The organism is Paenibacillus sp. Pae15 (assembly GCF_024519685.1).
GTDB classification, from domain to species: domain Bacteria; phylum Bacillota; class Bacilli; order Paenibacillales; family NBRC-103111; genus Paenibacillus_G; species Paenibacillus_G naphthalenovorans.
Genome location: NZ_JALJRM010000006.1, coordinates 154,027 through 173,735, shown reverse-complemented (window position 1 = coordinate 173,735; position 19,709 = coordinate 154,027). Strand labels below are relative to the sequence as shown.

The following is a 19,709-nucleotide window of genomic DNA, read 5'->3' as shown; positions in this document are numbered from 1 at the left end:
TCAGTCCTCCTGTTTCAACTGATCCACGATGTCTCTGACCCATTCCGCGGATACATTTTTATTGATCTCCACCTTGCCGATGTCCGTAGGAACGATGAAGACCATCTTGCCTTCCTTGAACTTCTTGTCATACATCATGGCCTTCATGATTTCATCCGTATCCATATGCGCAGGCACGGCAACCGGCAGACCGAATTTCTTGAAAATCCGCTTCGTCGTCGTATAGATATGCTCCGGGTTGCCCAATCGGACGGACAGCTTCGCCGCGCCCACCATGCCAATCGAGATCGCCTCGCCGTGCAGAAGCTCGTTATAACCTGCAACCGCCTCCAACGCGTGTCCGATCGTGTGTCCCAGATTGAGGATCGCTCTCAGATCATTCTCGCGCTCATCCTGCGATACGACGGCCGCCTTCACGCTGCAGCCCTTGTACAAACCATATTGCAGCGCCTCCGGGTCCAAACCGATCAGCTTTTCCGCATTGTCCTCGCACCAGGACGTAAACTCCGCATCCCAGATTAGACCGTGCTTGATCATTTCGGATAAGCCCGCACGCACATCCCTATCCGGCAGTGTACGCAGTGTAGCCGTATCGTACAAAACCATTTCCGGCTGATGGAATGCGCCGATGATGTTTTTCGCCAAAGGATGATTGACCGCCACTTTTCCGCCTACGCTGCTGTCATGCGCCAAAATCGTCGTCGGAATTTGGATGAAGCGGATTCCCCGCATATAGCTCGCCGCCGCAAAACCGGCCAAATCGCCGACCACGCCGCCGCCCAGCGCAATCACCGATGAATTCCGGTCAAGCCCTGCTTTGAGACAGGAGGTAATCACCTCCTCCAGTACCGCTAGCGACTTCGATTTCTCCCCGGAAGCTACAATGTGCGAAGCCGTCTTGAACCCGGCCCGTTCCAGCTTCCGGATGACGGGCTCCAGATGCTTCTTCGCCACATGCTCATCCGTTACGATCAGCAGCGCGGAGCGTTTGCTTATTCCATGCTTTTCGAAATACGAGTCAATATTCTCCAAAATCCCTTCACCGATATAGATCGGGTAGGATCGTGCTCCCAAATCAACCGTAAGCTCTTTTATCATATCCGGTTCTCCCGATTAATAGCTTTTCGTTTGTTCCAAATAGCTTTCATAGTTCCTGCGGATTTCTTCGATGGAATCGCCGCCGAACTTCTCCATAAACGCTCTGGCGACTTCCCAAGCGATCACATTCTCCATGATGACGCTCGCCGCAGGCACGGCGCAGGTGTCGGAGCGTTCTACCTGTGCGGTAAACGATTCTTTCGTATCGATATCGACGCTTTGCAGCGCCTTGTACAGTGTCGAGATCGGTTTCATCACTCCGCGCACGACAATCGGCTCCCCTGTCGTCATCCCGCCTTCAAAACCGCCGGCACGGTTACTGGCCCGGCAGAAGCCGCGCGCTTCGCTGTACATGATTTCATCATGAACCAGGGAGCCTCTGCGCTTCGCCGCTTCGAAGCCGATCCCGAATTCGACGCCTTTGAACGCTTGAATCGACAGCACCGCCTGCGCGATCCGTCCGTCCAGCTTGCGGTCCCATTGGACATGGCTGCCGAGACCGACCGGAACGCCTTCGATAATGCATTCTACAATGCCGCCAAGCGTATCCCCGTCTTCTTTTGCCGCATCGATGGCCGCAATCATCCGGGCTTCCGCTTCTTTATCCGTCACACGCACCGGAGATTCCTCGGTGATCCGGATCAGGTCGTCAATCGGCATGTCTTGGCGCTGCACCTCGACATCACCGATACGGATCACTTGACCGGCCACTTTGATGCCGAATTCCTTCAACAGCTCTCTGGCTATGCCGCCGATAGCTACGCGCATCGTCGTCTCTCTGGCGCTGGAGCGCTCCAAAATATTGCGCAGATCGCGCTGATTGTATTTCAAACCGCCATTCAGATCGGCATGTCCGGGACGCGGACGGTTGACCCGCCGTTTGGTTTCATCCGAGCCTTCGATCGGCTCGATGTTCATGACAGATGTCCAGTGCTTCCAATCGTTGTTCTCTACGACCAGCGCAATCGGAGCTCCGGTCGTTTTGCCATGGCGAACGCCCCCGACAATAGATGCGGTGTCTTTTTCGATTTGCATTCTGCGCCCGCGGCCGTAGCCTTTTTGCCGTCGGGCAAGCTGATGATTGACCGCCTCGAAATCAATGGACACATTGCTTGGGAAACCTTCGATAATCGCCGTCAGCTGCGGCCCGTGCGTCTCTCCTGCTGTTAAATATCTCACTTATTAGTCCCCTTTCATCCTATCCCATGAAAGCATAAGCCTCAGAGCGCTTAGTCGCTTTAGCGCTTTTATGTACTCCATTCCTGTGCTAATTATAGTATAGGTGTCTGCCTTTGACAAGAAACGCCCCCACAAAAAAAGAAACGCCGTCCTTTGGCATGATGCCAGTCAGACAGCGCCTCTTTCTTGATTCGGCTGGTTTAGCGCCAGCCGTTTGCGGGTTGTTTATTAAGTACGGAAGAGCCGTCCTTATGCTCGGGCTCGCCGACCAATCCCAGAATTTGAACCGAATCGATTCCCAGGATTTGCGCGCATTCCTGCATCGTAATAAATCCACGGCGGTACGCGGTAATGACCTTTCGTTTATCCATGTGTGTCCTCCAGCATGCTTTGCAAGCAAGCACAGCTTTCAAAAGCAATTTATTCTTAGTATGGAACAACATGGAAGCGATTATTCACTTACGCCATCTTCCGGTAAAAAAACGTATCCGCCGTTTCCAATCCATACTGGCCCGGACTGAAAATTTGCTCGGTGCTGCCTACAAACAGAAGACCGCCAGGCTTCAAAGCATGGGCAAACTTCTGATAAAGCATATGTTTCGCCTCTTCCGTAAAATAAATCATCACGTTGCGGCAAACAATCAAATCAAACTGTGTATCGAACGTATCGACAAGCAAATTTTGCTTTTGAAAACGGACCGCCTTTTTCAGCGATTCGTCAATATGATAAGTCATTTGGTCCTGACGATAATATTTGCGCAAATATTTTTTCGGCACATCCTTCACCGAGCGGTCGGAGTAGATCCCCTTCTTCGCCTTATCCAGCGCGCCTTCGTCGATATCGGTGGCCAACAACTGAGTGTTCGAAAGCGCCCCCAGCTCCGAGAGAATCATCGCCAGCGTGTAAGGCTCCTCGCCGGTGGAACAAGCGGCGCTCCAGCATTTAAGCCTATCGGTTTTGCGAAGCATCTCCGGCAAAAAGCGCTGTTCGAGCACCTCCCACCGGTTCGCGTTGCGCCAAAACTCGGATACATTGATCGTCATCCGGTCCAAAAATTCATGGAATAAAGCCTTGTCTTTGCTCATTGCATCAAAGAATGCCGCGAAGGTGGAATACCCTTTTTTCATCCGCAGCGTGGTAAGACGCCGCTTCATCTGAGCTTCTTTATACTGCGCCAGGTCTATGGACGTATAGTCCTTCACCTTCTTGATAAACAGCAGAAAATCCGTATCCTCCATGACGCCATCCCGTCCTGTCAAATCTTCTTTTGTATTGATTGATTATAGCTAAGCAATGCTTCCGCCCTGTAAAAATGGGCAATCTCCCGTTCGCCGCTCTCCGGCTTAACCATGGCAAACGATTTTTCCATTTTCCTGTCCCCTCATGCTCTAATAAGAACGGTTCCCCACAAAATGCGCAATGCTGACCAAGTCTTTTTTGGCTTGTATATCGGGCAACCCTTCCAGGGAGCGAATGGCCTTGTTAATGTAATGAGATACCATCGCCTCTGCACGGGTTACGCCTTCACTGGCGCGGATCATGTTCAGAAAATCGGTGACGTCGGTTTGCCCGTCGGAGGCTTCAATTCTTTCCAATTCACGAAGCAGAACCGGACGAAGCGCGGGATTTTGCAGAGCAAAGATAACCGGAATCGTAATATTCCCCTGCTTGATATCGCTTCCGGGAGGCTTGCCGATTTCCTTTTCGGTACCGCAAATATCAAGCAAATCGTCGCGTACCTGGAAAGCCATGCCGACATTGTAGCCAAAATTAAAAAGCTGCTTGGCCGTTTTCTCTGATGCTTGTGCCGCGATCGCCCCCAATTGGCAGCTGATGGCCAGAAGCAGCGCAGTTTTTCGTTTGATCCGGAGCAAATAATCCCTTACCGTTTGTTCCGTATGAAAGAACATACGGATTTGCTCCATTTCGCCGATACTCATTTCCACGAGAGCTTTGGACATGATCTGATGAATGGACGGTTCGGAAAGCCGGGTCACAATCGTCAAGGCTTTGGCAAAAATGTAATCCCCAGTATACATTGCAATACGATTATCCCACTTCGAGCGCACCGTCAGTTGACCCCGTCTCGTTTGGGCATCATCAATCACATCATCGTGCACAAGCGATGCCATATGAATCAGCTCCAGCGGTACCGCCACATGTTTGACCCGCTCCAGATCGTAATTTCCGAACTTGGCTCCCAGCAGGACAAATACCGGACGAATCCGCTTTCCCCCTGCCTTAAGCAGATGTAAGGAAGCCTCGCGAAGGATCGGATGCTCCACGTCGATGCTTCGCTCCAGCTCCTTCTCGATAAAGCTGATATCTTTTTGAAATTTTGCATAGATATCCAAAAGTCTCATTCCGTCACCCGTACTACAGAATTGTCATTCCAAATGTTCAGCGACACCTCCCGATCCAAAAAACCGAGCTCCGCCGCATAGCGATAATATAATTTAAGTCCCTCCTGCTGCTTAGGGCCGAACTCATAGCTGAGCGTAGAAAAATAATGCCGCCAATAAGCTTCCGTACCCCCGATTAACGCCTGCGCGTCCTGCACAAGTCTTGTCAAATCGGCCAGCGATTTGCGTTTGCTTTCCATAAAAGCATCAAAGATGCGCCGGATCTGCTCAGGCTGCTGCTCTACCGTCTGTCTCCGAATCGTGCAAACGGCAAAAGACATCCATTGGCCAGTTAATCTCGTCCATTCCGCCCCCAGATCGGTAACGAGATACCCGCTGTCTTCCCAACTGGCGCGAATCGCATGATCTCCGATAAGCAGCGCGGCATCGGCCGTTCTCATCATCGGCCTCAATTCGGGTGACGCATAAACGTAATTCGGTTCGAGCCCGTAAAATTTGGTCAAAATGATTTTGAGCAGGTTCACCGATGTAGCCGAGGTCGTAGGAAGCGCGATCGTCGCTTTCCCGAGCTCTTCCAAAGGCTTGCGGTGAAACAGCAAAATGGAATTTACATGACTGAATGCGCTGACGGACATATGGGGAAACAGCATATAATTCTCGAAATTTTCCCCGTAAGCAAACGAAGAGATCGGACCGATATCGATTTCCCCTTTTGCCATGGCACGGTTCAGCTGAGTCGGAACTTGCTGAATAACCTCCAGCTCGCTGCCGAAAGAGGAGAACGGGAAATAATAAAAGAGCGGCCATACATTGGTAAAGTCAATGCGGCCGATACGGATCGCCCGATGTTTCTTTGTCATGTCTGCATACCCCATCTTTTATACAATTGATGTTCGATTTCCATCGTGTCCAATATTTTTCCTACAACAAAATCAATCATGTCGTCAACCGTTTGCGGACCTTGATAGAACGCCGGCATCGCCGGAATCATTCGTACGCCCAGCCGGGACAGCTTCAGCATATTTTCCAGGTGAATCGCATGCAAGGGGGTTTCCCTGGGCACCAAAATCAACTTGCGGCCTTCCTTCAGCATCACATCGGCCGTCCGCTCCAGCAGATTGTCCGATGCGCCGTTGGCAATACCGGATAGCGTCCCCATCGAACAGGGGACAATCACCATGCCTTTGGTCAGGAACGATCCGCTCGCCGTCTTGGCGCCGATATCCTGGTTAGGAACGTATTCATAGGAACCGGCAGACCCGCCCAAATGTTTCTTCAGGCTTTCCTGCCTGCGCCCCGCATCCCAGCCCAACTCCTCTTTCAATACCCGCCATCCGGCATCCGTAATCACGAGATGCAAATGCTCGCCTCGTGACAGCAGAAAACGGCATAACCGGACGCCGTATGCTGCACCGCTTGCGCCCGTAATGCCGATTACCCAAGGTCTGCTCATCCCGTATTCACCACCAAATCGATTAGCGTAAATACAAATAAAACGATGCTCAAGGTGCTGTTCATTGTAAAGAACGCCGTATTCAGCCTTGTCATATCCTTCGGATTAACGATCAGATGCTCGTACATCAAAAGGGCATAGGAAATCAATACCCCGACCAAATACACCCACGTCAATTCGGTCAAAAAAAACAGGCCGATGAAACCTGCCGCAGTGATGATATGAAACCAGCGTGCAATTTTGAGCGCTTTCGGTATGCCGAACCGGCTCGGAATAGAATGAAGCCCTTCCTCCCGGTCGAACTCGGCATCCTGGCAAGCATAAATCACATCGAAACCGGCCAGCCAAAATACGATCGCCACATAAAATACCAAAGACGTCAGCGTAATTTCACCGGTTACCGCCACCCATCCGCCCAAAGGAGCAAGCGCAACGGTCATGCCCAATATAATGTGGCATGCCCAAGTGAACCGTTTCGTATAAGAATAAATAACAAGAAAAAAAACAGCGACCGGAAGCAGCTTAAAAGCCAAAGGACTCAATTGCGAAGCCGCCCAAAACAGCAAAATAAATGAAACGAGAACAAACAAAACCGCTTCCTTCGAGGAAATAAGCCCGGCCGGAATCGCCCTCATCGCTGTACGCGGGTTTTTGCCGTCAAACACTTTGTCGATCACCCGGTTGAGTCCCATCGCTGCGCTTCTGGCTCCGATCATCGCAAGCAGAATCCAACCGATCTGCCCCCATGTCGGAAGCTTGCCCAGCATGACCACAGAACCAAGCAGCGCCCCCATGAAAGCGAAAGGAAGCGCGAAAAGCGTATGCTCGATCTTGATCATTTCCATATAAATTTTGGTCTTTCTCCACAGCATGTCGTTATTCTCCCCCAGCTCCGATTGCCGCTTGCGGCTTCTTGCCCATATGAAGGGCCGCAATGCCCCCGGTAAGAGGATAAACCTCAACGTCCGTTAGACCGGTTGTCCGGAATATCTCTGCGAGCTGCTTATGATCCGGAAAGTGAACCAGGGACTCCGGCAGCCATTTATACTGCTCATAGCGTTTTACAATCAATTTTCCGAGCAGCGGCAAAATCTTTTGAAAATAAAAATAATAAATCGATTTGAACGGCTGCCAAGTCGGTTTGGAAAGCTCCAGCGAAACGACCAGCCCTCCGGGCTTGACCACCCGCTGCATCTCTTCAATGACCTTAACCAGATCCGGCACGTTCCGAAGCGCAAAGCCGATGGTCGCATAGTCGAATGTGTTGTCCTCAAACGGAAGTTCCATCGCGTTGCCGCGAACAAGACGGATCTGCTTGTCCAGACCCAGCCGTTGGATTTTCTCCCGGCCCACATCAAGCATATTTTGGCTGAAATCGAGTCCGACCATTGCCCCCGTCCCGCTTGCTTCCGCCAAACTGATCGTCCAGTCACAGGTGCCGCAGCATAAGTCAATCGCCGTGCTTCCCGGCCGCACATTCATCTTTTTCATGGTAAAGCTTCTCCATGCTTTATGCCGGCGAAAGCTTAATATGTCGTTCATCAAGTCGTATTTGGGCGCGATGCTCTCAAATACGGAGTGAACGAATTGTTCTTTGGATTTGCTTTGCATTCCGCTTGTCACCTCAAATTTCCTGCGTCGCCCGCGGTCCTGATAAGTAGCTGCGAAAAGATTCACCAATCGAGCTGAGTTCCTTCCCGAGATTCTCCGGCTGAATCCCCTGCAGCTTTTCCTGCAATTCCTTAAAACAGGCGTCAAGCAATTGGTACAGCTGGGAGGTCACTCTGTATTTCAACCAAATCGAACGAAGCTTCGCCTGATCTGCTTCCCCATGCTCAAGCAGCTTTTTCTCTTCCTTCGTCCCCCATTGCAGCACATGCCAAAAGCCCCAGCTCTCTCTGTAATGCTGGGACGTTTCGGAGCGGATGATCTCTTGCAGCAGCACTTCGCAGCGGGTAAACAATCTCAGAATCTCCGGCCAAATACCGTAAAACCGCTCTTCAAGCAGAGAAGAAAAGGATAAGAACAATTGTGTTTTTACTTCAACCATTTGGCGGATGTATTCATCAGCCGTCAGCTTGAGCTGCTTTTTCATCAAGTACAAATTCATTTTTAACCGGTTCACTTCACAAATCCCCCTGGAAAGCATACCGACCAAATCGATTTGTCCTGCATGCGACAGCAAGTAATAAAACCGGCTGCTGAAATAATCACCGGCCAGCACTTTAAGCTGTCTGGAACGGCTCTCCGCCTGTTCCTTCACATCATTGTTGACGCTGACCATGTCGTGTGTATCCATTCCGATTTGAACAAGTGAGGTCACCAGCGTAAACAGTTCGCTTTGTTGGGCCAACGCACTGTGTTTATCAAGAAAAGCATACAGCAGCCGACTGCGAAATTCGGGAAAACGAGGCAGATCCGTATGCTTTTGAATCATGTCGTACTCCAAATATTTTGCAGCGATCTCCGGAATCCGATAAGAGTTCATATGTAAGCCTCCGAACGAACGAAAAATAACTCAATCTTTCTCCATCTGAATTAGTATAGCATAAAGTGGTTTTTTTCGCATGTTCCAGGATCAGCTTTTTTCTAAAAACCGTGCCTTCCATTTCGGAGCATAGGTCATTCTATAATGCGCATCGAGAAACTGCTGCAATTCATTCGCGTTTTGCGGACGAAGCCCCGATTCGTTCGCAAGCCATTTCTCACGTCTTGCATCGGCGGCAACGAGCAGACCGGGACTTCCGCTTCCCTCCTGCGAGCCGTCCAATACCCGAATCAACACCTGATATATATTGGTTGACGAACCGAACATCACCTTGGGAATTTCATACAAATCTTCGAAAATATCTGCTTTCTCCGTCGATTTAACGGAAAGCAGATCAATGGAAACGATCGCATGGTTAAGTTCCACACGCCGGATTCTCTGATGCAGCTGCATTTTGGATACGACATCCACAATGTTGGCCTCGGAGACCGGCTGTGCCTGTACAGAACGAAACACGCTGACGGTGGCATCCAGCTTGGACAAGTAAGACAACCCGGCGGCAACTGCGACCGATACCGCTGTCATGAGCAACAGACGAGGAATCCATTTCACTATGCCTTCTTCCTCCTTTAGACGGCAGCCCCGTCCAAATCCATGTCTGTTATCATTGTACAACGAAAAAAAGCAGGCTATGCCTCCGCCTGCCCGAAAAATTATTCCTCCGTATCAATTACGCCGTACTTTGTCATAATCTTAGCCTTGCCGCGGATTTTGACCGCCGACGTATGGTCTGTAAACTGGGCAATCATGACCTCGCCTTTGTCCAGCTTCTCCGTATGATGAAACCGCGTATCCTGCCCTCTCGTAAGTCCAATCACCTGCACTCCGTTATCCATTGCTTTCACGATAAAATAATCATTGTGGTTCGTTTCCATCCGTCATGTCCTCCCGCACTTATGCTTAGATAACCCTAATCATGCAGAAAAAACTTGCCAATGTCAACTTTTAAGAGAAAGGCTGTGTTAAATTACATGGTTGATATTCGGCAGGCACAACATTTGTCCTATTGACCGGCCGTTTTAATGAGGCTGCAACGAAGGAGTTGCAGAGCATTATTGGGGTTGGTTCTGTTATTTTGATAGCAAGGAATAGAGAATACAACGTCGAATAAGGCTCTGCAAATTTCTGAACGAACAGAAGGGGATCATGGTTATGCTGAAATGGCAGACGAAATGTTAAAGCTTGCATCAATCCAGCCCGGATTTCTGGGAGTGGAAAGTGTCCGGGAAGGTTTAGGCATCACGATGTCTTATTGGGATTCTCTCGAAGCTATACAGCAATGGAAACAAAACGAGAGACATCTAATTGCACAAAGTAAAGCAAGCACGAATTGAGTCTTGCAGTTGGGCTGCCTTTATTCAGGCAGCCATCGTTTTGTTTTGAAAGGGGTCTTTATTCGTGTAAAATCCTTTGAGACGGCCCGGAACCAGCCTGACCGCCAAGTGAATCAACAGATCCGCCAGCTTCACCACCCCATATGCAAAGGCCATTCCGGCAATGACGTCGAGCACCCAATGTATCTGAAGGTACATGGTAGAGAAGATGATCGCCGAACAATAAGCAACCATCGTATATTTGAACAGGCGGTCCTTCTCGCGGAGGGCCAGAAGCAACATTGCAAACGAAATCGAAGTATGCATGCTCGGAAAACAGTTCATGACGTTCATAAGCAGGTCATTTTGCGTTGCAAACTGCCGGCTGAGCAAATCGGGCTGGCCTTTGACCCACCATACTTCCCGAAGCAGAATCAAATTGTAGAACGGCAGGATCAGCGGGAACTGCAATAAATGGCCGGAAAGTGCATACGACAGCATTTTTTTAACACTTCTCGTCCAGAAGCTGCGGACAATGCAAATCCATAGGGAAAGCACAAATCCGTAATTATAGATCCACACCATAATCCGATCTGCAGCCGGGTGGTGAAAGTGTCTGGCCCATGCGGCGTCGTTCAGCGGAATACTTCGCATAAAGGCATCCCAATTCCATGGATGACGATTGTTTTCAAACATCCAGTTGGCAATTTTCCACCACAATCCATTCCCGGATCCATAGAAATAATAGAAAATGCCAAGCAAAGGAATCCCCACAACAAAAAAACGCTTCCAATCCATGTCCACTTGATCTTTGCGTACACCCATCAAGCAAATGAGAAGAAGTACCCAACAGCCGAAGCTCCAATTGCCTATCACCCCGATTCTCCATACCAAAAAAATCGAGGCCAGAATACCGTACATTTCCCAATCTTGTGATGCCATCCATCGCTTCCACTTTACTGACATATTGTGGTCTTCCCCTCTTGCATGTGCTATGAAATTGTTTGTGTTTAGTCCTGAACTAAGACGAGATTAGTATACCAAAAAGAACAAACAGTGTCTTCATGAAATTTTAATAAATGACCGTTGTTATTACGCTATTTCTCCTGCAGCTGAAAACTTTTTTGGGAAGAAAAAAAGATCGCTCCAACATCATTGGAAACGATCTTTGCTAATAATCGGAGTAGCGGGATTCGAACCCACGACCTCACCCACCCCAAGGGTGCGCGCTACCAGACTGCGCCATACCCCGGCATCATCGCGCTGCCTTACGTTCAAAAACGCTTGTCGGACAAGGTATTCTGCATTTTCATATTCACCCGTCCTTTATTCGGCGAGATTCATTATAGCACGTAGCCGCACACCCATGCAATACTAAAACGCGCACCCGTGCGAAATAAATATTATTCTGCGAAACATGGCGCAATCCACACTAGTGACCCTCATGAATGTGGCGCGGCGGGTAAGTTATGGTAAAATATGACTCGAAGAGATTCTAAAGGGGGAGCCTTCTTATGGACAATTTAAGAACCTTTTTGCAAGAAAGCGGAGTTCAATTTGAAATCATTCATCACGAAAAACAGATTCGTACTGCACAGGAAGGCGCGGATTTTTTTGGAATTGAAACAGGTCAGACAGCACCTGCATTAGTTCTCAAGTCGGAAAAAGGCTACTTTGCGATGATTGTTTCCGGAAGTCGTGGGCGTGTAGATTTAGAAGAAGTGTCGGGAATTCTAGGATGCCATCAATTGAAAATGGCTAGCCCAAAAGAAGTCCGAGAGATAACTGGATACACTGTTGGCAGTGTCTCTATCGTGCTTTCTTTGCCTTGTATCGTTGATAGAGGACTTTTCCGTTATCCATTTATTTATGGTGGTACGGGAGAGCCGACGTCGACACTGAAAATAATCCCAAGTGCTTTGGAAAAACTAAATCAAGTTGTTGCTTATTTGGATTAAGGTGGTGGCAATTCCATGAAAATTTCACTTCTATTTTAGTACCGCGGTGCTGTATAACGGACAAAGATTTCGTAATAAATCGTACTGGTCTGTTTCTCATTTGAACAATCCGTTTTTGATGACTGGAAGCCGTTTTTCCTTCTTGTTCACCGTCTGCTCTGAAGCCGCTATTGCCGATTTCAAGCATAGCGATGCCCTCCATTCATTCTCAATACATCAGAGATGGAACATCACACTTAAGGAATAAGGATGATGTTCTTATTCACCGATTCAAACCGCAAATCTATAGCTGGTCAAGTTTAAACGTACGTAATCTGCGGTAAAACGTACTCCGCGGCAGGGCCAACAGCTTCGCGGATTTGGATACATTTCCTCCCGTCTGTTCCAGCGCCCATATTATCTGGTCTTTTTGAACACGCTTCTGGTAGTTTAAAGCCGCCGGGTCACGATTCGGCGATTCCGCAAAATCCGGGTTTTCTCCGCAGTCGGATGCATTTCCGAACAAAGAACGGATATCCAGGCCGGAAAGATTCTCTCCCCTGGACAAAACGGATAACCGCTCCAAAACATTGACTAGCTCTCTGATGTTGCCCGGCCAATGGTATCGCATCATCGTTTGCATCTGGTCCACAGTCAACTGAATGGACCAACGGTTATTTTTACAAATATAGCTAACCAGATGAGGGATATCCTCCCGCCGGTCGCGCAGCGGAGGTATAGTGATGGAATACACAAACAATCTGAAATACAAATCTTCTCGAAATGCTTTTTTTCTGACCAGTTCCCGAAGATCCTGATGCGTTGCTGTGATCAATCTGAAATTTAACGGGATCACTTTATCACCGCCTACCGGTGTAATCTCCCGCTCCTGCAAAACACGTAAAAGCGCGACCTGCACTGCGGGCGAAATCTCCCCGATTTCATCAAGAAACAGCGTTCCGCCATTGGCCTGCTCGAATTTTCCTTTGTGTCCATTGCGTTTTGCCCCGGTGAACGCTCCTTCCACGTAACCGAAAAGTTCGGCCTCCATCAACTGCGGCGCAATGGCGCCGCAGTTTACAGCAATGAACGGAGCATCCTTGCGCAAGCTGTTCTCGTGTATAGCGCGGGCGATGACTTCCTTCCCTGTTCCGGTTTCGCCGTTCAGAAAAACCGTGGTATCGGTGGGTGCAACTAATTCCATTTCCCGCAGCGTACGCGAAAACGCTTTGCTCGAGCCGGATTCCCCCCGGAAAATAAAGCCTGTTCTCCGTTGGTTCTCGACCGTGAACTGCTGATGACCAACCTCAAAATAGACGGAATATCCAATGATTCTGCCGTGGTTCGCAGAGGATATGGGAGTCCTGTATAACTCCTTGTAGCCTTCCTGAAGGATATCGTCCACCTTCAACCTGCTGTGAGGAGGAACGGAAAATTGAAGTTCATTACTGGTTAAAACGACTTCCTGCTTATTCGTGCACACGGCGACCAACCCGCCGCTTTGAATGCGGCCAATAGAATGTTGAAGCAGCTCGATCTCATCGTTTTGTTCTGCTATTTTACATTGCTGTTCAATGTTATAGGCTATCGATACGACCAGCCCAAAAGTGTAGTGGTGGAAACGATGCACGGGGCTTGTAACGTTCAGGATGCCGATTAGCGTACCCCCTCCATCATATATCGGGGCAGCGGCACAGCAGCAATGGTGGTAAGCACTCGAGTAATGCTCGGTACCGTTTACCAATAAAGCCTCCCCCGTGCACAGTGCGGTAGCAACGGCATTCGTGCCAACATCCTCCGTCCATCTTACGCCTCTAACGATGTTGGACTTCTTTGCCATTTGCAGGGTTTCCGGGTCTCCCTCAAGCTCAAGAACGCAGCCGCTAGAATCGCTTAATAATACGATGGAGCCCGAACCTTCTATGATCCCGCATATTTTCTGCATATACGGTATCGCAATGTCGATCAAGGCCGCATTCTTTTCCTGCTGTTGGATGAGTAAATCACCGGCAAGGATCGTCTTGCATTCGGCTGCAGACGGATTCACTCCTGCTTGTTGACAGCGGAACCACGATTCCGAGATGCGCTTGCTTATTCTGGACCTATCCATTACTCCTTCTCTGACAAAGCGATCCCATATATGGGTTGTGACTTTATCGTTAATCATTGACCATCCCCCTACCTGGTATAATTAGACTCCCGTCAGAAGCCGGAATAAATTCTGCTTGCTTTGAGCTTTCATAATGTATTCATTTATCAAAGAAACTGCGAAAAACCCACAATTCCTCCAGCTTTGCTATCATATCCGGTTGGTTTTGCCGGAATTCGGAGAGCCTCCCCGTGGCCCGATTCCATTCTTGGGGAAACCGGTTTTGCCGCCATCAAGTAATAATAGCGCTGTGATTTTGCATTGAATCATCTCTTCAATAAACATACTTATGGCGTTATGCAATTATTAGTATTTTGGATACTATGGGATGAATCGTGTTTTAGTTGATTCAACGTTGTTAGGGCAGCTTAGGGCAGCCTAGCCCGAATAATTCTCTTCAGGAAAACGCAAAAACTCCTAATGTCGGAAGGTAGGGGTTCCCATGGACATAAGGAGCTGCTTTTCATGTAATGCGGATATTGATATTTGTATTCCCGGATCAAACTGCTGAGGAGTAACCCCGGCCTTTCGGGTTGTCAAAGGTTGTGCAGCCAATTCAGAATCACGGTTTGCAGCTGTTGGATGCGGCCTGTAAACACATGGTCGGCGTCCGGCAGCACATGAAGTTCAATCCCGCTGCCGGATACGCGCTGCAGCGTCTGTGAACCTGCGATAGGAACAGCAATATCCGCTGCACCATGCACGATTAAACATCGTCCCTGCAGACCAGGCTCTGTTGTCAGATCAGGCTGCTTGAGCAAGTCCCGTACAAAGCCTCCGTCCAAGGTGAAGCCTTTTCCGTAAAAATTAGCGATGGTCTCTCCACGTAACGCTTGTTCCCACAGTTGAGGTCCAAGGATGATCTGCTGAAAATTTTCGACCGGCCGGACAACAGGCGCCAACGCAATTTTTCCGGCCGCCGGGCCCTCTGAATCGTCATAGGAACACGCTAAATAACCTCCCAGACTATGGCCCAGCAAACAGACCTTCAATCCGGCCAGCGTCGGCTGCTGTCCGGCCCATGCGATAACGCTGCGCAAATCCTCCTTCCACCCTGATACCGTGGTATCAGAAGCAAACTCGCCCTCGCTTTCTCCGGAGCCGGCAAAATCAAAGCGCACCACATGGATTCCGGCAGATTCCATGGCAAGTGCAAGGCGAAGGAGAAGCTGATTCGCGCCGATTTTGTCTCCTGTAAACCCATGGCACACCACAACCAGCAGGTCACCTGCGGGATGCTCGGGTGTATGAACTATCGCTGACAATCGCCTGTTACGGCTTGGGATCCAATAGTGTTCTTTCATCGTCTTACTCCCCTCCTTTCACATCTTCGGTCATCCGGTTCATTGAGCGTGTACATCGAGCACCCGGCTCTGACAAAAACCAATTTTATATCCGGATGGCTTGCCCTTGACGGGACGCGGTTCTTTCAGTTTCTATGATATCACTTATGTTTAAAACCGGGAATCCCGCGGAAAGCAATGGAGCAAGCATCGCCGTAATTCGACGGTTCAGCGTTCCGCAAAAACATATCTATATTATTTTTTTGTAGGCCCCCTTATAAAACAACAACGGATCCCCGTCATCCATTTGTATGGCCTTGACCTCCCCGACAAACAGGGTATGGTCGCCGCCGTCGTATGTTCTCCATAACGTGCAGGCTAAGGAGGCCAGGCAGTCTCTGATGATAGGAATATCTTCATGATAGTCATATTGGATCTGCTCTTCTACGGAGTCTTTACATTTCCCGGCAAAATGACCGGACAGCTCCTGCTGGCTTTCTCTCAGGATGTTGATGCCGAATGTTTTATTCTTTTCGAGATAAGCATGCGTTTGCGCCTTTTTACCGACACACACCAATACTAACGGAGGCTCCAACGAGACAGACGTAAACGCATTGGCCGTCATTCCTTTAACGGCATATCCGTCCGATGTAGTTATAACCGTCACCCCTGTGGAGAACATCCCTAACGCCCCCCGAAAATCTTTGCTGTCAAAATGGGTATTCATCGTATGCCTCCTTGTTTTATCCTGGTACGGGCACTTCACAAAGGCGGTGTCTAAAAGACGTACCGGATACGGCTATCGGTCTTCTAGACACCCATGAGCATAAGGCTTATTCACAAAGGTTGTTTCACTTTTGGATGCGCGGCAGCACTTCTTCCATCAACAGCTGCATGGACTGCTTCCACTGTTCCGGCGCATCCAGGTAATCATAGGTAGTAACCAGGAGCGTCCCAAAGCCTCCCACGGTGTCGTAAAGCGCTTGCAATTTTCTGGCTACCGTATCCGGAGAACCTACAAGCCAGCTGGTTCGCGCCATGTATTCAGGCGTTACCTCATCATCTGTGACCGAGGAATCCTGCTTAAGAATATCTAAGGCGCCCAACTCCTTGAACGTAGGCAGCCAATATTCTTTATGCTGACGTCCCATCATTCCGCCAAGCGACCATTCCAACGCTTCTTCATCCGTCCGGGCAACAAATACTTCCCTGGTAATCCGCCATTCCTCGCGGTTCGGCGTACGCCCTGTGCGTGCGGCCCCTTCGACTACCGAGTCCCAATGGCTGGCAATATACTCGTTTTTAAAGCCGAGACTCATCGGAATGTACCCTCGCTCACCGCAAAGCTTCAGTGTCGGAGAGCCCGGGCTAAGCCCTGTAATGCCGATCGGCATATGCGGCTTCTGATAAGGGTACATGTGAAATTTCAGCAAATTTCCGCCGATGTGCGTGTTCACGTTCCAGTATTGACCCTCAAATCTAAACGGCTCTTGTTCGGTCCAAAGCTTCAGCATGATGTCAAAAGCTTCATTCATCATTTTCCGGTTTTCTCCAGCCGGTATGTCTACATCGAACAGCGTACCGTCACCGAGCAGTCCGCCTGCGCCTACTCCTAACATAAGTCTTCCTTGCGCCAAATGGTCAAGGTAGGCAAGACGGTGGGCCAGTTCGATTGGATGATGGTATGGCAGCAAATGAGCCCCCGGAGCCAGTTTGATCCGTTCTGTACGCTGCAATGCCTGAGCTATAATAAGATCGGGAGAAGGCACGGGTTCCCAGGGCGAGGAGAAATGTTCCCCTATCCATACTTCTGAAAATCCTAATTGATCCGCCCACTGAATGACATCTAAATCCCATTGGGCTGCATCGTACCGGTTTCTTTCCGGGGGATGGGAAGGCATTAGAAACAATCCGAAATTCATACAAATTCCTCCTTAAGGGATTGGGATGTTTGCTCTACGGGAAGGAAGATCTGTAGATGGACTCCCGCTCGCTTAATTTTAGTGAGCAATATTCGTGCCAAAGCATTCAGCCCGTCATCCGCCGGATAAATCAACAGCCTGATGCAGCTGCCATTGTCATGTTGATACAAAAAATGGCTTAGCCGTCCCATTGTGTCCCATAATGTTCATGTATGGAAAATCACCTTAAGGAATCAACCATGGTAAAAAAACAAAAAGAGCAACAAGGCATCAGCCTGTCGCTCTTTTTCTGAAGAAGAATTTTACTGCAATTCTGCACTCTTTACAGTATGTACATTCACTTGATATGACTAAATTATTAATTGTTTGCTAAGTCTTTCAAAGCTTTACCTGGCTTGAAAGCCGGAATTTTGCTGGAAGGGATTTCGATTTCTTCACCAGTTTGCGGGTTGCGACCTTTGCGGGCGGAACGCTCACGAACTTCGAAGTTACCAAATCCGACCAATTGTACCTTCTCCCCGTTTTGCAACGCTTCGGAGATGGCCTCAAATACAGCTTCAACTGCTTTGGTTGCGTCTTTCTTGGACAACTCGCTTGTTTCAGCTACCTTGTTGATCAAATCGGATTTATTCATGCGATTCACCTCCTCCCGAAATCATCGATTATGCCGTTACTCTCTTTGTTAACCGTTTCATTAAAAAATATACGTAGATTACGTTTACAACAAGGAAATCAAGATTTATATTAATACAGCACTAAGGTATTTTCAAGTAAAAAGACAAAAAATGCACCCTTTGGAGTGCATTTTTTAGCGAAAATAGTCAAATTCGTTACAGAATGATGGCGATCAGACCGCCCGAGCCTTCGTTGATAATACGTCCAAGCGTTTCTTGAAGCTTGTAACGGGCATTGTCCGGCATCATCGCCAGCTTGCCTTGGATGCCTTCCCGTACGATGGAATGAAGAGAACGGCCAAAGATGTCGGACTCCCAAATTTTGAGCGGGTTGTCTTCAAAATCCTGCATCAAATAACGGACCAGCTCCTCACTCTGCTTTTCTGTCCCGATGATCGGCGAGAATTCCGACTCCACATCCACACGAATCATATGAATCGACGGCGCGGTGGCCTTAAGCCTTACCCCGAACCGGGAGCCTTGGCGAATCAGCTCCGGCTCGTCAAGCGCCATCTCCTGAAGCGTCGGCGGGGCAATACCATAGCCGGTCGTTTTGACCATCTCCAGCGCCTCGGCAAAATGATCGTACTCCCGTTTGGCATGAGTGAATTCCTGCATCAGCTGGAGCAAATGGTCCTTGCCGCGGATTTCCACACCGACGACTTCCATCAGGATACGGTCGTACAGCTCATCCGGAGCGTACAAATCAATCTCTGCCACGCCCTGCCCCATATTCATTCCAGCCAAAGCGGCTTTATCAATAAATTCATATTCCTCGAAGCCCGCAACGACACGATCCACGTCACGCAGCCTGCGAATGTCCTGTACCGTTTCACGAACGGAGCTTTCAAAGCTTGTGCGAAGCCAGTGATTATCACCCAGAACCATAACCCAGCCCGGCAGATTGACATTCACTTCATGTACCGGGAACTCATACAGCACTTCACGGAGTACGGACATCATATCATCTTCATTCATATTGGCTACGCTCATGGCTACGACAGGCACGTCATGCCTCGCCTGCAGCTCGCTGCGCAGCTCCAGCACCGCTTCGCTCTGCGGTTTGGTGGAGTTGACAATGACAATGAACGGCTTTCCGACTTCCTTCAATTCATTGATGATACGCTCTTCCGCTTCTATATACGAAGCCCGGGGAATTTCGGCGATGGAGCCGTCTGTCGTAATCACAACGCCAAGCGTCGCATGCTCTTGGATCACTTTGCGCGTCCCGATTTCCGCGGCTTCCTGAAACGGGATGGCCTCGTCGAACCAAGGCGTGTTGATCATACGAGGTCCATTCTCATCCTCATAGCCTTTTGCCCCCTCGACTACATACCCGACACAATCAACCAGACGAACGTTAACATTCAGCCCTTCCGCAACATGCAGCTGCACCGCATTGTTTGGTACGAATTTCGGCTCCGTCGTCATGATGGTACGGCCCGCTGCGCTTTGCGGCAGCTCGTCGGTTGCCCGGGCACGATCGGCTTCGCTTTGAATGTTCGGCAGCACGATCGACTCCATAAAGCGCTTGATGAACGTTGATTTTCCCGTACGGACCGCTCCAACGACCCCCAGGTAAATATCCCCGCCAGTACGCTCTGCAATGTCCTTAAAGATATCCACTTTTTCCAATGAGAATCCCTCCTACAGGTTGTTTAAGACGAAACTCGTACATGCTACGGTCTAGTACAAATATATGTATGACAGAGCAAAATATGATGGCAAGAGCATAAAATATTTTCGTCACTCTTTGGCCTGCCTTGTTTTCCGCAAGACGCCACAGCTT

General features: G+C 49.3%; 21 protein-coding genes and 1 tRNA gene. 2 read left to right on the top strand and 20 right to left on the bottom strand.

Going from position 1 to position 19,709, the window contains the following annotated elements:
- From aroB to mtrB, 12 genes are all read right to left on the bottom strand, one after another.
- Nucleotides 1–1,098 (bottom strand): 3-dehydroquinate synthase, encoded by a 1,098-nt coding sequence (aroB, locus tag NR121_RS07395; protein ID WP_054818287.1) that lies wholly within the window; start codon nt 1,096–1,098, stop codon nt 1–3.
- Nucleotides 1,099–1,113: 15 nt separating this feature from the next.
- On the bottom strand, nt 1,114–2,277 hold the full coding sequence (gene aroC / locus NR121_RS07390) for a chorismate synthase (RefSeq protein ID WP_054818286.1): 1,164 nt from the start codon (nt 2,275–2,277) through the stop codon (nt 1,114–1,116).
- Nucleotides 2,278–2,477: 200 nt separating this feature from the next.
- Nucleotides 2,478–2,648: a hypothetical protein gene (locus tag NR121_RS07385; protein WP_171005810.1), complete on the bottom strand. Its 171-nt coding sequence runs from the start codon at nt 2,646–2,648 to the stop codon at nt 2,478–2,480.
- An 88-nt stretch (nt 2,649–2,736) separates the two neighbouring features.
- Nucleotides 2,737–3,516 carry a CheR family methyltransferase gene (locus NR121_RS07380; RefSeq protein ID WP_054818313.1) on the bottom strand — a complete coding sequence of 260 codons (780 nt, stop codon included), beginning with the start codon at nt 3,514–3,516 and terminating at the stop codon, nt 2,737–2,739.
- 150 nt (nt 3,517–3,666) lie between these two features.
- Nucleotides 3,667–4,641: a polyprenyl synthetase family protein gene (locus NR121_RS07375; RefSeq protein WP_137669761.1), complete on the bottom strand. Its 975-nt coding sequence runs from the start codon at nt 4,639–4,641 to the stop codon at nt 3,667–3,669.
- On the bottom strand, nt 4,638–5,501 hold the full coding sequence (locus tag NR121_RS07370; protein WP_054818285.1) for a menaquinone biosynthesis protein: 864 nt from the start codon (nt 5,499–5,501) through the stop codon (nt 4,638–4,640). Before NR121_RS07370 ends, NR121_RS07375 begins: the two co-directional genes overlap by 4 nt.
- Nucleotides 5,498–6,094 (bottom strand): UbiX family flavin prenyltransferase, encoded by a 597-nt coding sequence (locus NR121_RS07365; RefSeq protein WP_054818284.1) that lies wholly within the window; start codon nt 6,092–6,094, stop codon nt 5,498–5,500. The genes NR121_RS07370 and NR121_RS07365 overlap by 4 nt, the downstream gene beginning before the upstream one ends.
- Complete coding sequence (locus NR121_RS07360) at nt 6,091–6,963, bottom strand: UbiA-like polyprenyltransferase (RefSeq protein WP_062410955.1); 873 nt, start codon at nt 6,961–6,963, stop codon at nt 6,091–6,093. Before NR121_RS07360 ends, NR121_RS07365 begins: the two co-directional genes overlap by 4 nt.
- A gap of 7 nt (nt 6,964–6,970) precedes the next feature.
- Nucleotides 6,971–7,705, bottom strand: coding sequence for a demethylmenaquinone methyltransferase (locus NR121_RS07355; protein ID WP_062408859.1), 735 nt, complete (start codon nt 7,703–7,705; stop codon nt 6,971–6,973).
- 13 nt (nt 7,706–7,718) lie between these two features.
- Complete coding sequence (locus NR121_RS07350; RefSeq protein WP_054818283.1) at nt 7,719–8,582, bottom strand: heptaprenyl diphosphate synthase component 1; 864 nt, start codon at nt 8,580–8,582, stop codon at nt 7,719–7,721.
- Between the two features lie 90 nt (nt 8,583–8,672).
- Nucleotides 8,673–9,194 carry a hypothetical protein gene (locus NR121_RS07345; RefSeq protein ID WP_062408861.1) on the bottom strand — a complete coding sequence of 174 codons (522 nt, stop codon included), beginning with the start codon at nt 9,192–9,194 and terminating at the stop codon, nt 8,673–8,675.
- A 101-nt stretch (nt 9,195–9,295) separates the two neighbouring features.
- Nucleotides 9,296–9,517 (bottom strand): trp RNA-binding attenuation protein MtrB, encoded by a 222-nt coding sequence (gene mtrB / locus NR121_RS07340; RefSeq protein ID WP_054818282.1) that lies wholly within the window; start codon nt 9,515–9,517, stop codon nt 9,296–9,298.
- 240 nt (nt 9,518–9,757) lie between these two features.
- On the opposite strand from mtrB, the gene NR121_RS07335 reads away from it, so the two are divergent.
- Complete coding sequence (locus tag NR121_RS07335; protein WP_375162515.1) at nt 9,758–9,976, top strand: antibiotic biosynthesis monooxygenase family protein; 219 nt, start codon at nt 9,758–9,760, stop codon at nt 9,974–9,976.
- Between the two features lie 24 nt (nt 9,977–10,000).
- Here the strand turns inward: NR121_RS07335 and NR121_RS07330 are convergent, their stop codons facing one another.
- Together NR121_RS07330 and NR121_RS07325 are read right to left on the bottom strand one after the other, a co-directional pair.
- Nucleotides 10,001–10,921, bottom strand: coding sequence for a phosphatase PAP2 family protein (locus tag NR121_RS07330; RefSeq protein WP_074726809.1), 921 nt, complete (start codon nt 10,919–10,921; stop codon nt 10,001–10,003).
- A 212-nt stretch (nt 10,922–11,133) separates the two neighbouring features.
- Nucleotides 11,134–11,207: transfer RNA gene (locus NR121_RS07325), tRNA-Pro, on the bottom strand.
- A 262-nt stretch (nt 11,208–11,469) separates the two neighbouring features.
- Here NR121_RS07325 and NR121_RS07320 point away from each other — a divergent pair.
- On the top strand, nt 11,470–11,913 hold the full coding sequence (locus tag NR121_RS07320; RefSeq protein WP_054818278.1) for an aminoacyl-tRNA deacylase: 444 nt from the start codon (nt 11,470–11,472) through the stop codon (nt 11,911–11,913).
- A gap of 283 nt (nt 11,914–12,196) precedes the next feature.
- On the opposite strand, the gene NR121_RS07315 is transcribed toward NR121_RS07320, so the two are convergent.
- From NR121_RS07315 to spoIVA, 6 genes are all read right to left on the bottom strand, one after another.
- Complete coding sequence (locus tag NR121_RS07315; RefSeq protein WP_054818277.1) at nt 12,197–14,059, bottom strand: sigma-54-dependent Fis family transcriptional regulator; 1,863 nt, start codon at nt 14,057–14,059, stop codon at nt 12,197–12,199.
- A 518-nt stretch (nt 14,060–14,577) separates the two neighbouring features.
- On the bottom strand, nt 14,578–15,345 hold the full coding sequence (locus tag NR121_RS07310) for an alpha/beta hydrolase family protein (RefSeq protein ID WP_054818276.1): 768 nt from the start codon (nt 15,343–15,345) through the stop codon (nt 14,578–14,580).
- A 229-nt stretch (nt 15,346–15,574) separates the two neighbouring features.
- Nucleotides 15,575–16,051, bottom strand: a complete 477-nt coding sequence (locus NR121_RS07305) for a flavin reductase family protein (protein WP_074726807.1) — start codon at nt 16,049–16,051, stop codon at nt 15,575–15,577.
- A 124-nt stretch (nt 16,052–16,175) separates the two neighbouring features.
- The gene (locus NR121_RS07300) at nt 16,176–17,246 is read right to left on the bottom strand and encodes an LLM class flavin-dependent oxidoreductase (RefSeq protein WP_074726806.1); all 1,071 of its coding nucleotides are present in this window, start codon (nt 17,244–17,246) and stop codon (nt 16,176–16,178) included.
- Nucleotides 17,247–17,604: 358 nt separating this feature from the next.
- A complete protein-coding gene (locus NR121_RS07295) occupies nt 17,605–17,880 on the bottom strand; it encodes an HU family DNA-binding protein (RefSeq protein WP_062408868.1) in 276 nt (91 codons plus the stop codon).
- A gap of 196 nt (nt 17,881–18,076) precedes the next feature.
- Nucleotides 18,077–19,555, bottom strand: coding sequence for a stage IV sporulation protein A (gene spoIVA / locus NR121_RS07290; protein WP_062408869.1), 1,479 nt, complete (start codon nt 19,553–19,555; stop codon nt 18,077–18,079).
- Nucleotides 19,556–19,709 lie beyond the last annotated feature (154 nt).

Excerpts from the sequence above, each read along its gene's own strand:
- aroB (WP_054818287.1), bottom strand. The coding sequence starts at position 1,098 with ATGATAAAAGAGCTTACGGTTGATTTGGGAGCACGATCCTACCCGATC.
- NR121_RS07385 (WP_171005810.1), bottom strand. The coding sequence starts at position 2,648 with ATGGATAAACGAAAGGTCATTACCGCGTACCGCCGTGGATTTATTACG.
- NR121_RS07380 (WP_054818313.1), bottom strand. The coding sequence starts at position 3,516 with ATGGAGGATACGGATTTTCTGCTGTTTATCAAGAAGGTGAAGGACTAT.
- NR121_RS07375 (WP_137669761.1), bottom strand. The coding sequence starts at position 4,641 with ATGAGACTTTTGGATATCTATGCAAAATTTCAAAAAGATATCAGCTTT.
- NR121_RS07370 (WP_054818285.1), bottom strand. The coding sequence starts at position 5,501 with ATGACAAAGAAACATCGGGCGATCCGTATCGGCCGCATTGACTTTACC.
- NR121_RS07365 (WP_054818284.1), bottom strand. The coding sequence starts at position 6,094 with ATGAGCAGACCTTGGGTAATCGGCATTACGGGCGCAAGCGGTGCAGCA.
- NR121_RS07355 (WP_062408859.1), bottom strand. The coding sequence starts at position 7,705 with ATGCAAAGCAAATCCAAAGAACAATTCGTTCACTCCGTATTTGAGAGC.
- NR121_RS07350 (WP_054818283.1), bottom strand. The coding sequence starts at position 8,582 with ATGAACTCTTATCGGATTCCGGAGATCGCTGCAAAATATTTGGAGTAC.
- mtrB (WP_054818282.1), bottom strand. The coding sequence starts at position 9,517 with ATGGAAACGAACCACAATGATTATTTTATCGTGAAAGCAATGGATAAC.
- NR121_RS07330 (WP_074726809.1), bottom strand. The coding sequence starts at position 10,921 with ATGTCAGTAAAGTGGAAGCGATGGATGGCATCACAAGATTGGGAAATG.
- NR121_RS07320 (WP_054818278.1), top strand. The coding sequence starts at position 11,470 with ATGGACAATTTAAGAACCTTTTTGCAAGAAAGCGGAGTTCAATTTGAA.
- NR121_RS07315 (WP_054818277.1), bottom strand. The coding sequence starts at position 14,059 with ATGATTAACGATAAAGTCACAACCCATATATGGGATCGCTTTGTCAGA.
- NR121_RS07310 (WP_054818276.1), bottom strand. The coding sequence starts at position 15,345 with ATGAAAGAACACTATTGGATCCCAAGCCGTAACAGGCGATTGTCAGCG.
- NR121_RS07305 (WP_074726807.1), bottom strand. The coding sequence starts at position 16,051 with ATGAATACCCATTTTGACAGCAAAGATTTTCGGGGGGCGTTAGGGATG.
- NR121_RS07300 (WP_074726806.1), bottom strand. The coding sequence starts at position 17,246 with ATGAATTTCGGATTGTTTCTAATGCCTTCCCATCCCCCGGAAAGAAAC.
- NR121_RS07295 (WP_062408868.1), bottom strand. The coding sequence starts at position 17,880 with ATGAATAAATCCGATTTGATCAACAAGGTAGCTGAAACAAGCGAGTTG.